Origin of the sequence: Clostridium sp. LIBA-8841 (assembly GCF_034439435.1) — a bacterium.
In the GTDB taxonomy this organism is placed as follows: domain Bacteria; phylum Bacillota; class Clostridia; order Clostridiales; family Clostridiaceae; genus Sarcina.
Genome location: NZ_JAPCKJ010000003.1, coordinates 1 through 15973, shown reverse-complemented (window position 1 = coordinate 15973; position 15973 = coordinate 1). Strand labels below are relative to the sequence as shown.

7 protein-coding genes are annotated in these 15973 nt (G+C 26.3%); all 7 read left to right on the top strand.

Going from position 1 to position 15973, the window contains the following annotated elements; genetic code table 11:
• Window positions 1-68: 68 nt before the first annotated feature.
• Window positions 69-2966 (top strand): DEAD/DEAH box helicase, encoded by a 2898-nt coding sequence (locus OIF33_RS08625; RefSeq protein ID WP_322503840.1) that lies wholly within the window; start codon window positions 69-71, stop codon window positions 2964-2966.
• 142 nt (window positions 2967-3108) lie between these two features.
• Window positions 3109-5088 (top strand): tetratricopeptide repeat protein, encoded by a 1980-nt coding sequence (locus OIF33_RS08620; protein WP_322503839.1) that lies wholly within the window; start codon window positions 3109-3111, stop codon window positions 5086-5088.
• 394 nt (window positions 5089-5482) lie between these two features.
• A complete protein-coding gene (locus OIF33_RS08615; RefSeq protein WP_322503838.1) occupies window positions 5483-8239 on the top strand; it encodes a type I restriction endonuclease subunit R in 2757 nt (918 codons plus the stop codon).
• 215 nt (window positions 8240-8454) lie between these two features.
• The gene (locus OIF33_RS08610; protein WP_322503837.1) at window positions 8455-9999 is read left to right on the top strand and encodes a type I restriction-modification system subunit M; all 1545 of its coding nucleotides are present in this window, start codon (window positions 8455-8457) and stop codon (window positions 9997-9999) included.
• An 11-nt stretch (window positions 10000-10010) separates the two neighbouring features.
• Complete coding sequence (locus tag OIF33_RS08605; RefSeq protein WP_322503836.1) at window positions 10011-11195, top strand: restriction endonuclease subunit S; 1185 nt, start codon at window positions 10011-10013, stop codon at window positions 11193-11195.
• Window positions 11196-11290: 95 nt separating this feature from the next.
• The gene (locus OIF33_RS08600) at window positions 11291-14986 is read left to right on the top strand and encodes a hypothetical protein (RefSeq protein ID WP_322503835.1); all 3696 of its coding nucleotides are present in this window, start codon (window positions 11291-11293) and stop codon (window positions 14984-14986) included.
• A gap of 188 nt (window positions 14987-15174) precedes the next feature.
• A partial coding sequence (locus tag OIF33_RS08595; protein ID WP_322503834.1) for a tetratricopeptide repeat protein occupies window positions 15175-15973 on the top strand: 799 nt, incomplete at its 3' end.

Below are 15973 nucleotides of genomic sequence, written 5' to 3'. Positions count from 1 at the left end.
TTTTATTAGAATAATTGATATTTACTAGGTTAAATATATTTATATATTATTAAATTAGGAGCATTAGAATGAGCGTATTACAGGATATAAAGGAAAAAGTTATACATAATGAAATAGAAGCAGATGAAATAAATTATAAAGGCATCAATGAAGATAAATATCTTATTAAGAACAGACTTATTGTTAATTCACAAAGAGGAAATCTTTTAGCGGAACTTAAGCAAAGTCTAAGTGAGTGTAAGAGTTTTTATTTTAGTGTTGCCTTTATTAATTTTAGTGGGCTTCAACTTCTTTTAGATTCTTTTAAGGATTTAGAGGAAAGAGGAGTTAAAGGAAAGATAATAACTTCTACATATTTAAACTTTACTGAGCCAAAGGCTTTAGATAAGGTAAGAAGTTTTGAGAATATAGATTTAAAGATTTTTATTGCTGATAGTGAGAAGGGGTTTCACACTAAGGCGTACATATTTGAAAATGAGGATAATTTTAAGATTATAATTGGTTCATCTAACATAACTCAAAGGGCTTTAAAGAGCAATGTTGAGTGGAATGTTATGATTATTTCTAAGAAGGATACTGATTTTGTTAAGGAAGTACTAGAAGAATATGATGGCATATGGAATTCAACTGGATATGTTGATGATGAGTTTTTAGAGAAATACAATGAGTTTATTAAAAGCCTTAAAGTGAAACAGAGAGAAATAGCTGTTGATTTTAGTGAGTATCAAGTTATAAAGCCTAATTTCATGCAAAAAGAAGCTATGGAAAACCTTGAAAGATTAAGAAATACTGGAGAGGATAAGGCTTTAGTCATTGCAGCAACTGGAACAGGAAAGACTTATATGTCAGCCTTTGATGTTATGGCATTTAATCCTAAAAGGTTATTATTCTTAGTTCATAGGGAAGATATTTTAAGAAGTGCTGAGAGAACTTATAAAAGTTTATGTAAGAACAAAAATATAACCATGGGATTTTACACAGGGAATGCAAAGGAACAGGAAGCTGATTATTTATTTTCTACTATTCAAACTATGTCTAGAAATTTAGAAGAGTTTAAGAGGGATGATTTTGACTACATAGTTATAGATGAGGCGCATCATAGTACAAGCCCTACATATGAGAGAATATTAAATCATTTTACTACTAAGTTTTTACTTGGTATAACTGCAACTCCTGAGAGATGTGATACTGGAGATATTTTTCAGGTCTTTGATAACAATGTAGCTTTAGAGATTAGATTAAATGAGGCTTTGGAGCATGAACTTATTGTTCCATTTCATTACTTTGGAATAACTGATATAGATTCAGTTGACTATAGCAATGTTGATTTAGACAATATTTCAGAGATTTCTAAGAGGTTAATGATTAACTCAAGAGTTGATTTTATTATAGACAAGATGAATTTCTATGGCTTTGATGGAAGCAAGCAAAAAACAGTGGGATTTTGTATAACTAAGGAACATGCTTACTACATGGCAGAGAAGTTTAATGAAGCTGGAATTCCTAGTATAGCTTTAACTGGAGATCATTCCATAGATAAGAGAACAGAAGAGATAAAAAATCTTGAAAATGAGGAACATGAATTAAAGGTTATATTTACAGTTGATATATTTAATGAAGGTGTTGATATTCCTTCAATTAATCAGGTGCTAATGCTTAGACCTACTAATTCACCAATCATATTTATACAACAGCTTGGAAGAGGATTAAGAAAGCATAAAAGCAAAGAATTTTTAACTGTTTTAGATTTTATAGGAAATCATAACAAGGCCTTTTTAATAGCCTTAGCCTTAAAGGGTGGTAGATATTATGATAAGGATAGTTTAAAGGTTTCAGTTGCTACAGACTTTTCTGATATTCCAGGATGTTCAAATATTCAGATGGATAGAATTGCACAGGAGAGAATATTACAGCAGCTTAATACAGAGAATTTCAATAGCTTAAAGTATTTAAATGAAGAATATAATGAGTTTAAATCTTTACTAGGTGGAAAAATTCCATATCAGTTAATGGATTATGTTAAGTTTGATGGAGCTCCAGATCCACTTAAGTTTATTAACTATGGAAAGACTTATCAAGGATTTCTTAAGAAGGTAGAAAAAGCTTATGAAACTCCAGAGCTTTTAGATGAAAATTTTGCTAAAGTGTTAAAGGAATTATCAGATAAATTACCTTTAAAAAGACCTCATGAATTTGCAATAATAAAGGAATTAATAAATAAAAGTGAGTTAAGTGTGGATGAGGCTTCAAAGGGAATAAGAAAGTATATTCAATATGTAGATGAAGAGACAGTTAAACATGCTTTTAGAACATTAAACCAAGATTATTATGATTCAAGAGAAAAGAACAATTATATTAAGTTATTTGATCTAATTGGAGAGAAATTAATAAAACTATTAAGTTTTGAAAAGATATTGGCAGATAAAAAGTATAAGGAAATAATAGTGGATTTATTAAATTATGGACTTATAACTTATGAGAAGAGATTTGGTAGTGAAAACTTTGGAGTACCATTCTTTAAACTATATGAGCAATATCAAATGGTAGATGCTGCAATTCTATCTAATTATGAGAAAAAACATAGTTCCTTTAGAGGAAGTGGATTAATGGCAAATGGAAAAGAGTACTTCCTTTTTGTAGACTTGCATAAGGATGAAGATATAAAGGATAGCATTAACTATAAGGATGAATTCCTAAGTAGAACCTTGTTCCAATGGGAAACACCAAATAGTACAGCACAAACATCTGAAAGAGGAAAAAACATAATATTCAATAAGGAAAGAGGAATTAACCTACATCTTTTCGTTAGAAAGTATAAGGAGATAGATAGAAAGGTACAGCCTTATATCTATATAGGAAAAGGTGATGTAGTTAAGTATGAAGGGGAGAAACCAATAACAGTTGAGATAGAACTTCATAATAAGGTTCCAGAGAATTTATATGTGGAATTTACTAAGAAGATTTAATTAAATAAAAGTTAAGTTGATATTAACCTTTATTTAATGAGATTAGAACAAGCTTATTAATAAACATATAAATATACTATAAAAAGTTTATTTTTAATAAATATTATATAAATGTAGATTTTAGTTTGAAAGGAATGGAAATATGGACAATGTTATAAATTATATAATAGAGCAAAAGGAGTGGATATTTTCTGGAATAGGACTTACAGTTATAGGCGTTACTTATAAGATAATAAAGTATCTATTTATACATAAGAAAGAAAAAAATATAGATAATTTACAGAACAATGAGGGGATTTATAATGGTAAGATAAGTGGAAGAAATAATACTATAAATAATACTATAAATTTTACTTCTCCAATTAATGAGGTTAATAATTCTGTTGATATATTAAAAGAGGCAAATGGTCTTTACGAAAAAAAAAATTATAAGGAAGCGTTAAATCAATATAAAAATGTCTTGAAAAAAATTTCGAGTGAATCTGATCCAGATATTTATACATATACCAAAAATAGTATTGGTTGCACTTACATCAGACTATCAGAGGCAACTGATAAAGAAGAAAATCTTAATAAAGCCGAGCAAGCATTAATCGATGCGATAACAGTATATTCAGATAAAAATAATAAAAAATTTATTTCTGCTTTAAATAATCTTGGATTAACATATCTTAGGCTATCTGAAATAAGAGAAAAAGAAGAAAATTTACTAAAAGCATTAAGTATGTATTCTGATGCAATGAGTGTAGATATGACAGATATAACTTTATCTGAACATATTGCAAATAGTCACTCATTAGGGCTTGTATATTTAGGACTTTCCAAACTAGAGAACACTGAAGTTTATTTAAATAAAGCTATAGAGTGTTTTAAAACTAGTTTAGACTACTATACTATTACTAAATATCCAATTGAATATGCAGCAACATGTCATAATTTGGGTGTAGCATATTTGAGTTTGTCAGAAGTCAAAGATACTATAATAAATATAAGTAAATCTAAAAAATATCTTGAAAAGGCTTTGGAGTATTATACAATTGAAAGATGTCCTATTGAATTTTGTTCCACTAAAAATAATCTTGGAATTGCTTATCAAATAGCTTATGATATTGATGGCAAAGAATTTAATATATATATAGCTATAAATTCGTATTTAGAAGCATTAAAAATTATAACTATAGATAATGATCCAGTTAAGTATGGCTCAATACAAAATAATCTTGGAATAGCTTATGAAAAACTTTCTAGGTTGATAGATAAAGATAAAAATTTAAATAATGCTAAAGTTGCATATAACGAATCATTAAGAGTTAGAAGTATTATAAAGTATCCTTTAGATTATGCAATTTGTAATATAAACTTAGGTACATTATATCTAAGATTATATGAAGGTGATGATAAATATGAATATCTATTAGAATCAATAAATTCTAGCAAGGAAGCATTAAAAGTTTTTACAATAGATAAGTATTCTATTAGTTATGCACAAGCTAAACACAATCAAGGAGTGGCATATATGGAGTTATCTAAGTATGTAGCTGATAAAGAGTCTTGTTTAGAAGAATCTATTAAATGTTTAAATGAAGCTTTAAAAGTAAGAAGTATTAAACTATATCCATTAGATTTTGCTTCAACCCAAAATAGTATTGGAAATGCATATAATTATTTATCTAAGATTAAAGATTCAAGTACAAATATTAATAAAGCGATTGAAGCTCTTAAATTAGCTTTAAAAATTAGAACTATTGATGAAACACCTATTGATTATGCAACAACTGAAGCTAATCTTGGTGCAGCTTATTTTCAGTTGTCAGAAAGTAAGGATAAGAAAAATAATGTTTTGAAAGCTATTGAGTCATTTAATAATGCATTAAAAATACGTACTAAAGAAGGTTTGCCTATAGATTATGCTATTACTAAGCTAAACTTAGGTGCTGCATATTTTTCACTTTCTGAGGTTGATAACAGTAGTGAGAGTATAGAAAAGTCAAAAAAATGTTATATAGAGGCCTTAGAGATATTTAAATTATATAACTTTAAACATTATGAAAAACAAGTAACATATAATTTGAATCTTTGCATTAAACTAGAAAAAAAGATACATGTAGCAGTTGCTAAATAATTAATACATACTTAAGGAATGAGTATATAAAGTTACTTTGTTAAATATATTAACTGTTTTTTAATATATAATTACTAAGAGATAATAAGATTAGAATAATTCTGTTTTTTATATCTTAGTAATTTTTTTATTATAAACATTATTAATTATATAATAAAGATTTTGAATATATTTAAATGAAAGTTATATATTAACTTATAATTTAGCATTACATGATGATAGATTAATACAGTGAAAAATAAAAAAATACATTTTCCATAAACAAACATTATTGTTATAATATAATTATACAAATAGATACTAAATACTTTAAAGTTTGCTTAGATTTTAAAGTAATGGTAAATAAAAAGAAATGTAAGTTTAAATAGATTACAGGGGAGAGAGTTTTTTAATAATGACTTATCAAAGCGAACATGAATTAGAAGAATTATTAATTAATCAATTAGTTGAGCAAGGCTACACAAGAGTTACTATACCTGATGAATCAGCTTTAGAGGCAAACTTTAGGGATGTTTTATATGAGTTCAACAAAGATAAATTAGCAGGTGTAGCTTTTACAGATAAAGAATTTGAGAGAATACTTATTCATTTAAAGAAGAAGAGTATTTTTAATAGTGCTAAGCTTTTTAGGGACAAGTTCATTCTTGAGAGAGAGGATGGAACTAAGGTTTACATAGAGTTTTTTGATAGTAAGAATTGGCACAACAACATATTCCAAGTTACTAATCAGGTAACTATGGAAAGTAAGTATGTTAATAGATATGATGTTACCATACTTATTAATGGATTACCTATGGTTCAGATTGAGTTAAAGAGAAGGGGTAAGGACTTTAAGGAGGCCTTTAATCAAATAGAAAGATATAGAAGACATTCTTTTAAGGGTTTATATAGATATATCCAATGTTTCGTTATTAGTAATGGTATTGATACTAAGTACTATTCTAATAGTGATAAGGATATTAAGTTTGATTTTACTTTTTTCTGGAGTGATGAAAAGAATAAGAGAATAACTAACCTTAGAGAATTTGCTGAATCATTCTTAGATAGACATATGTTAAATAAGGTTATAGCTAAGTATATGATTATTAATGAGAGCGAAAAAAATCTTATGGTTATGAGACCTTATCAGATATATGCTGTTGAAGCTTTAATGAATAGAGCTAAGGAAACTAATAACAACGGATATATTTGGCATACTACAGGATCAGGAAAGACTTTAACTTCTTTTAAGGCAAGTCAGCTTTTAGCAGATGAAAAGAATGTTAAAAAGGTATTTTTCCTAATAGATAGAAAAGACTTAGATAGCCAAACTGTTGAGGAATTTAACAAGTTTGAAAAGGATTGTGTTGATACAACTGACAATGTTGGAACTTTAATAAAACAGATAGAGGATATAAACACAAGACTTATTGTAACGACAATACAAAAGTTAGCTAGACTTTTAAAATCAGAAAAATATGCACATAGAATGGATAAGTATAGAGATGAGAAAGTTGTATTCATAATAGATGAGTGCCATAGATCTCAATTTGGAGAGATGCATACAGCTATAAACAAGCATTTTACTAAAGCTCAATACTTTGGATTCACAGGAACACCAAGACTTCCAGAAAATAAGAGCCAAGATGGAAGAACTACAGCAGATATTTTTGATAAATGCTTACATCATTATTTAATTAAAGATGCCATTAATGATGGTAACGTGCTTGGATTTTCTGTTGAATATATAAAAACATTTGATGGACAGGTTAATGAGTATGATGATGAATTTATAAAGGCTATAGATAAAGAAGAAGTCTTTATGAATGATGAGCGTATAGAGAAAATTACTGCACACATAATAGAGAATCATGATAAAAAGACAGCAGGAAGAAAGTTCTGTTCACTTTTAACAGTTCAGAGCATTCCAATGCTTATAAAATATTATGATGCTTTTAAAGCTTTAGACCATGATTTAAAAATAGCAGCAGTTTATACATTCCAAGATAATGAGGATTTAAGTGGAAAAGATGAACATTCAAGGGATAGCCTTGAGAGAATCATAAGTGATTATAACAATATGTTTAAAGCGGAAGGATCAAACTTCTCAACTGATACTTTCCAAGAATATTTTAAGAACCTATCAACAAAGCTTAAAAATTCAGAGTTAGATATAGTTATAGTCGTAAATATGTTTTTAACAGGATTTGATAGTAAACCACTTAACACTCTTTATGTAGATAGAAACTTAAACTATCATGGACTTGTACAAGCATATTCAAGAACTAACAGAATATTAGATGCTACAAAACCTTATGGTAATGTAGTTTGTTATAGAAATTTAAAAAAGGAAACAGATGATGCTATATGCTTATTCTCACAAACTGATAGTACAGATGTAGTATTAATGGAAAGCTTTGACCATTATTTAAATCTGTTCCAAGAAAAGCTTAATAGATTATATGAGGTGGCACCAACAATAGATTCTATTGATTACATGCAAGATGAAGTTGAAAAGAAAGAGTTTGTAGAAGCTTTTAGAGAACTAACTAAACAATTAACTAAGCTTAAGACCTTCGTTGAATTTGAGTTTGATGAAGGAAAATTAGGAATATCATCTCAAAAATATGAAGACTATAAGAGTAAATACTTTACTATATATGAAGGAGTCAAAGGTAAACCTAAAACTTCTATATTAGTAGATATAGACTTTGGCATAGAGCTTATGCAAACAGATAAGATAAATGTTAACTATATACTAAACTTAATAAGAACTATAGATTTTGATACAAAAGAGAAAACTAAGAAGGATATAGAAAAAATCAAGAGATTATTAGATAATGCTGATAATGAGAACCTAAGACTTAAATCAGAATTAATTAGAGAATTCTTAGATAAAGTCGTACCAAGTGCAACAAAGGATGATTCTATAGATGAAATGTTTAATGATTTTGTAGAGTCAAAAAGAGTAGATGAAATAGAATATTTCTCAAATGAAGTTGAGTTAGATAAGCTTAAAGTTAAAGAATATGTTTCAGAATATGAATATTCAGGAAGAATTGATAGTTCTGAAATAAAGGATAACTTAAGTGGAGGTCTTTTAAAGAAGAAGAAACTTGCAGAAAAGATAAAAATGTTTATAGTTAATCATGTAAAGAAATTTAATTTTTAATATAGATATGTTTTAATTAGGTATGATTTTAGAGAGAGTCATACCTAATTAATTTTTCAAAGAGTAGTTTATATTAGCTATTGTAAATAATGAAGATATAGGTGTTAACTAAGATTGAATTATCCTTTTATATGAAACAAAAACTAATTTAAAATATAGTATTTATTAAGTATAATAGTATAAGAAAAAGTTATATGGAAAGCAGGGAAGACAGAATGAGTACATCAGAAATACAAAAGGAACAGCAAAGTAATTTGCAAAGTAATTTATTGAATATAGCAAATGATTTAAGAGGAAACATGGATGCTAGTGAGTTTAAAAACTACATACTAGGTCTTATATTCTATAGATATCTTTCAGAGAATGCAGAAAGTAGAGCCAACAAGCTTTTAGAAGAAGATGGCATGAAATATGAAGAAGCTTGGGAAGATGAAGAATACAGAGAAGCACTTCAAGAAGAGTTAATAAATGATGTAGGATACTTCATTGAGCCTAAGTTCTTATTTGGTAAACTTTTAGCAAAGATAGAAACTGGTGATTTTGATATAGAAATGCTAGAGGAAGCTATAAATAACATAACTGAATCTACATTAGGACAAGAAAGTGAAGAGGACTTTGACCATCTTTTTGATGATATGGATTTAAAATCAACTAAGCTTGGTAAAGATGTTAAGAGTAGGAGTGAGCTAATAGCTAAGGTTATGGGAAAAATAGCTCAAATAGATTTTAAATTTGATAATAGTGAAATAGATATACTTGGAGATGCTTATGAGTATCTTATAGGACAGTTTGCAGCTAATGCAGGTAAGAAAGCAGGAGAGTTCTATACACCTCAGCAGGTTTCTAAGATATTAGCTAAGATAGTTACAATGGGAAAAACTGACCTTAAAAATGTATATGACCCAACATGTGGATCAGGTTCACTACTACTTCGTGTTGCAAGAGAAGCAAAGGTTAGAATGTTCTATGGACAAGAGAAAACTTCAACAACATACAACCTAGCAAGAATGAACATGCTTCTTCATGGAGTTAAATATAGTGATTTCAATATTAAGAATGATGATACCCTAGAAAATCCACAACATGAAGATTTAAAATTTGAAGCAATAGTTGCTAACCCTCCATACTCAGCAAACTGGAGTGCAGATGCTAAGTTTTTAGATGATGAAAGATTTTCAGCTTATGGAAAACTAGCTCCAAAATCTAAGGCTGACTTTGCATTCATACAACATATGATACATCATTTAGATGATAATGGAACAATGGCAGTTGTACTTCCTCATGGAGTATTATTCAGAGGAGCAGCAGAGGGAGTTATAAGAAAATATCTTATAGAACAAAGAAATGTTTTAGATGCAGTAATTGGATTACCAGCAAACATATTCTTTGGAACATCAATCCCAACAGTAATACTTGTATTCAAAAAGAATAGAAAAAATACTGAAGATATAATGTTCATAGATGCATCAAATGAATTTGAAAAAGGTAAAAACCAAAATGTATTAAGAGATAGTGATGTAGAAAAGATAGTAGAAACATACAAAAATAGAGAAAATGTAGATAAATATGCGTATGTAGCTACTATGGAAGAAATAAAAGAAAATGACTATAACTTAAACATTCCAAGATATGTAGATACCTTTGAGGAAGAAGAAGAAATAGATATAATAGAAGTTCAAAATAATATAAAAGAACTTGATAAAGAAATAGAAGAACTAAAGAAAAGTCTAGAAGCAGACTTAAAAGAATTAGGTCTTTAGGGGGTACAGGGATGAGTAAGAATGTACCAAAGTTAAGATTTAAAGGGTTTGAAGATGAATGGAAAAAATATAAAGCTGATGATTTATTTATAAATATATCAGATAAAAAACATAATGGAGAATTAAATGTATTATCTGTAACGCAAGATAAAGGTGTATTATTAAGAGAAGAGTTGGAAATAGACATTAAGTTTGATGTTGAAAGTGTAAAAAATTATAAGAGAGTTAAAGCAGGAGATTTTATAATTAGCTTGAGATCTTTTCAAGGGGGATTTGAAATATCAAATCAAGAAGGCTTAATAAGTCCAGCATATACAGTTTTTAACTTTAAAGACTCAGAAAAATTTAATTCTAAATATTTTTCATATATTTTTAAGAGTAGCCGTTTTATAAAAAAATTAGCTGGGTTAATATATGGGGTAAGAGATGGAAAAGCTATTAGTTTTACAGATTTTAAAACAATGACATTTTTTTGCCCATCATTAGAAGAACAAGAAAAAATAGCAAATTTCTTAAGTAAAGTAGATAGTATAATAGAAAAACAAGAAAAGAAAGTAGAATATTGGAACTCTTATAAAAAAGGAATGATGCAGAAAATATTCTCACAAAAGATAAGATTTAAAGATGAGAACGGGAGAGATTATCCTGAGTGGGAAGAGAAAAAACTCGGAAGTGTATGTTCAATGTTTTCAGGTGGTACTCCTGCATCTAAAAATAAAATGTACTATGATGGAGATATTCCTTTTATAAGATCGGCTGAGATAAATTTATGTACAACTGAATTAAAACTATCAGAGCTTGGTTTGAAAAATTCATCTGCTAAAATGGTGGATAAGGGAGACTTATTATATGCTTTATATGGTGCTACTAGTGGTGAGGTTGGTATAGCTAGAATGAAAGGAGCAATAAATCAGGCTATTTTATGTATTAAAAGCAAAGAAATAATAAATTGCTATTTATTAAATTTATTACGATATAATAAAGAAAAAATAATAGAAACATATATTCAAGGAGGGCAGGGAAATTTATCAGCAGCTATTATTAAAGAGCTAAGTTTTAATTTTCCTTGTTTGGTTGAACAAAATAGAATTGCTAAGTTTTTATCTAATATAGATAATATAATAGAAAAAGAAAATCAAAAATTAGAAGAATTAAGAAAATGGAAAAAAGGATTATTACAACAGATGTTTGTGTAAATTTTCTTTTAATATAATCTCTTTGCTTATAAAATTATAGGTAGAGAGATTTTTATTTATCAATTAAAACTTATTAATAAAATTTAGGAGAGGTTATGAGTAAGATAAATGCAATTGAACAAGCTATTATGGGTTTAGGTGGTGGAGACTATCAAAAACTTATGGATAGTTATCTATATAAGAAATATAAATATGAAAATATAACAACATTAGGATCTCAGACGGGAACCAATAAGCCTACAAAAGGTATTCCAGATTCCTATGTTAAGCTTGAGAATGGTAAGTATATTTTTATAATGTATGGAACAGTTGAAAGTACTTCATATGAAAAGCTTAAAAAGGATATACTGTCATGTGTTGATAAAAATAAAGTAAATATTGAAATAGATAAAATAGAAGAAATTATATGTTGCCATACATCAACTAATATACATGTTGAACAAAAAGAAACATTAGAAAATTTAATACCAGAAGTAAAAATAACTTTAATTGATATTAGTACGGTTTCACATGATTTATTAGAAAGATTTCCTATAATAGCAAAGGATCATTTATCTATAGAAATTGATTCAGGACAATTTTTTGAGATAGATGATTTTATAGAAAAATATGATAAAAGTGACATAAATGCGTCTATAGGAATGGACTTAATAGGAAGAGTTGAAGAGTTAAATGATTTAGTTAGTAAAATTCAAAATAATAATATTATGCTTGTTATTGGAAAATCTGGTATAGGAAAAACAAGATTAGTTATAGAGGCTTGTAGGAAATATAGTGAAATTACTAATACAAAGGTATATTGTATTAAAAATAATAGTAATATGCTTTATGAAGACTTAAAGTACTATATTTCAGGTTCTGGTGAATATTTAATATTTGTAGATGATGCTAATCAAACTACAGAATTACAACATATAATAGATAAAGTCATAGATCCTCCAGTAAATTGTAAAGTTAAAGTTATAATGACCGTTAGGGAGTATGCTATAGATAGAGTAAGAGAAATTACTTCAAAAAAGGCAAGGTTAGAAGAGTTTAAAATAGATATTTTAAGTGATGAAGTTATAAAAGAAATACTTAAAAAAAATCTTGGAATTAAAAATGAAAAATATCTTGAACAAATTATAAAGATAGCAAAAGGAAATGCTAGATTAGCTATATTATCTGGAAAAATAGCTAAAGAAAAAGATATATATTCAATATATGATTCTGTTGATATATTTGAAAATTATTATGGAGACATAATAAAAAAAGAGTTTGGTGAAAAAAATAAGATAATTTCAGCTTTTATTATTGCATCATTTGGACCAATTAAATATAAAGAAAATACTGTTGCAACAAAACTATTGGAAGAATGTGATATATCAGAAAGTGAATTCAATTTAATATGCGAAGAATTACATGATAAAGAACTTATTGATATATATATGGATAAAGCAACGAAAATAAATGACCAAAATATAAGGGACTATTTATTTTATTATGTTCTAATAGAAAAGAAATATATTACTCTAGAGAAAATTATAGAATATGCTTTCTTTAGATATAAAAGAAAGATTGTTTATATGATTAATACGATTCTTCAACTTTTTAATGGAGATGGTGTTTTAGAATATTTTAAAGATGAAGTGACGAAAGCATGGAACAGAGTTAATGATGATAGAGAAAATTTAGAATATGCTAAAACATTTTATTGGTTTAATGAAGAAAAAACATTAATGTATATTCAAGAGAAAATTGATAATATGGAAAATGAAGATTTTTCATTAAAAGATTTTAATTTTGAAGATAAAAATAATAATAAAATAGACTCAGAAATAATAGAGCTTTTAGGTGCTTTTAAGCATTGTGAGAACTTTGAGGATGCACTATATTTAAGTTTAGAGTTATTCAATAAAAAGCCTAAAAATGTAATGGATTTTTATTTCTTATTTTCAGATAGGTTATGTTATGATAAACAATCTTTTAGCTTAAATTATGAGAAAGAATTAGAGATTATTAAATGTTTATGGGAAGCATCAGGAGAAGGTGAAAATATCAATTTAACTTTATTACTTTTAAATATAATTCCTACATATTTAAAATTTGATTTTACTAGACTTGAAGGAGTTAACCAAAGAACATTTAATCAAATAAGCATGAATTTAATTGCTTGTGATGGGTTAGAAAAATTAAGAGGAGAAATATGGATCATACTAGGAACTTTATATTTAAATCAAGATTATCAAAAAAATATAAATGAAATTTTATTAAAATATAAACCTTATTCTAATTTTGAAGATGAGATTGAAAATATATTTAAATTAGATTTTAAATATATAAAAGATTTTATATTTAGTAAGTTTATTAATTTAACTTTTAAACAAGCTAAAATATTAAAGTGTTTTGAAAAGCAAATAATTAGATTTAATCTTAAAGAAAACAAGGATTTATTTAATTACAATGAATGTAGAGAGTTTGTTATATATAATACATTAACAGGAAATAATTATGAAGATTATGAAACTATGATAAAAAATAGAAGTAATGAAATTTATAATTTAGTTAAAAATTATAATGAAGATGGTTTTATAGAGTTTTTTAGAAATTTAAGTAATCTTTCAATTAAAAATAGTCATGAAAGTTTCAAGCTAGGTGAAGGAATTAAAATATTATTTCAAAAAATTGAAGATAAAAAAGAATTAAGTATATTTGCTATAAAGGCCTATTTTAAATTTAAAGTAAAAAATTTATATTGTATAGATAACATAATAGCTATAGCATTTAAATATATGAAGTTAGAAGAAATAGAAGCATTGATAAATAGTTATAATTATGAAAATAAAGGATCTTTATTTTACAAGTATCTTATTAATATTCCAGAGAGATTAATAGAAGAAAGACATTGTAATTCTATAAAAAGTGTATGTTTAGAGTTTATAAGAAAAGAAAATTTTTTTATGCCTAATATAAGAGAGTTAAAAGTATTTTTAAAAATTGATTCTAACTTGATTACAGATATTTCAAGAATACTACTTGATAATAAGGTAAATAGAATTGATGTAGCTTATTTCTTAAAAAGTTATTTTGATCTTAATGATCAAGAAGAAATTGTAGAAATGTTCAATGGTAATCTTGATTTGTTAGAAAAATTATATATTTATGGATTTGGAAATGAATTTGATTATGAAGGGAATTTATTTATTTTCTTAATAAATAATGGTAGTAAGAACTTTTTAGAGGAGTTAATAATTAATATATTAGAATCTGATTGTGTTAATTATTATGGGGAAATATTTAAAAGGTTATGGAGCGAAAAGAGTTATAACGAGTTAGTAACTATAGCATTTAAAATAATAGTAGAATCTGAAAAGGAACATTATTATTGTGGTGTTGAACATACCTGGTTAGGAAATCTTTTTATAGATGATGATAATGAGGAAAGAAAAATAGATTGGATTAAAAATTATATTAATAATTTTTATGAAGATAAAGAAAAAATAAGATTAATTTTTAAGATTATTGTAGAAATATTTAGTAATAATTGTATAGAATTTATATTATATTTCCTTGAAAGAAATAAAGATATAGAAGATTTTAAAAATATAGAACTATTTTCTAGTTCGTATTCATGGTCTGGAAGTGAAGTTCCTTTAATAGAGAAGAAAATTGACTTTTTAAAAGAATTAAAAGGTTCTTTAAAAGTCGGCGTTATTAAGCATAAACATTATTTAAAGAAATTAATTGATGAAAAAGAAGAATATAAAAAAGATATATTGTTAAGAGAATATATTGAGTATAGTGATTTTTAACAATTAAATGATAAACATTAAAAGCTAAGAGTAAACTTATGGTTATTCTTAGCTTTTTTATTATGTATAATTTGATTTATTAGGTAATTTATGTATAATTAAAATGTGATTAATTTGATATAATGGAAGTATTTCTTAATTAAAAATAGGTTATTCAACTTATTTAAGGTTAGAAAATGGAGGAACATATGAAAAATTGTGATGTGAATAGAAATAAAGAAAATAATGTTGATATAGAAAAAAATTTACCTAACAATAAAAGTGGATTTTGTTTAGTTGAAGATATTTTTAAAAAAGGAAATGAATATTATGATAAAGAAGAATATGATGATGCAATAAAGAAGTATGAGGAAGTATTAAAACTAAAATGTGAAGATGAGTTAAAAGTGAAAATTTATGAAAATTTAGGTAACTTGTATTATAATAAAGGAGAATATGATGAGGCAATAAAAAAGTATGAAAAAGTATTAAATCTAGAAGGTAAAGAAGAAAAAAAATCAGAAATTTATAATAAAATAGGTAACTCATATTATTATAAAAAAGAATATGAAGAAGCAATAAAAAAGTATGAAGAAGCATTAAAGCTAAAATGTACAGGTGAGTTAAGAGCAATTATTTATAATAATAAAGGTAACTCATATTATTATAAAGGAAAATATGAAGAAGCAACAAAAGAATATGAAGAAGCGTTAAGGTTGGAAGATAATGAGGAAAAGAAAGCAGAAATTTATAATAATAAAGGTAACTCATATTATTATAAAGGAAAATATGAAGAAGCAATAAGAGAATATGAAGAAGCATTAAAGCTAAAATGTACAGATGAGTTAAAAGCAATTGTTTATAATAATAAAGGTAACTCATATTATTATAAAGGAGAATATGAGGAAGCAGTAGCAGAATATAAAGAGGCATTAAAGTTAGAAGATAAAGAGGAAAAGAGAGCTGAAATTTATAATTATATAAGTGATGCATACTTTAGTAAAGGAA

Excerpts from the sequence above, each read along its gene's own strand:
- OIF33_RS08600 (WP_322503835.1), top strand. The coding sequence starts at position 11,291 with ATGAGTAAGATAAATGCAATTGAACAAGCTATTATGGGTTTAGGTGGT.
- OIF33_RS08625 (WP_322503840.1), top strand. The coding sequence starts at position 69 with ATGAGCGTATTACAGGATATAAAGGAAAAAGTTATACATAATGAAATA.
- OIF33_RS08620 (WP_322503839.1), top strand. The coding sequence starts at position 3,109 with ATGGACAATGTTATAAATTATATAATAGAGCAAAAGGAGTGGATATTT.
- OIF33_RS08605 (WP_322503836.1), top strand. The coding sequence starts at position 10,011 with ATGAGTAAGAATGTACCAAAGTTAAGATTTAAAGGGTTTGAAGATGAA.
- OIF33_RS08615 (WP_322503838.1), top strand. The coding sequence starts at position 5,483 with ATGACTTATCAAAGCGAACATGAATTAGAAGAATTATTAATTAATCAA.
- OIF33_RS08610 (WP_322503837.1), top strand. The coding sequence starts at position 8,455 with ATGAGTACATCAGAAATACAAAAGGAACAGCAAAGTAATTTGCAAAGT.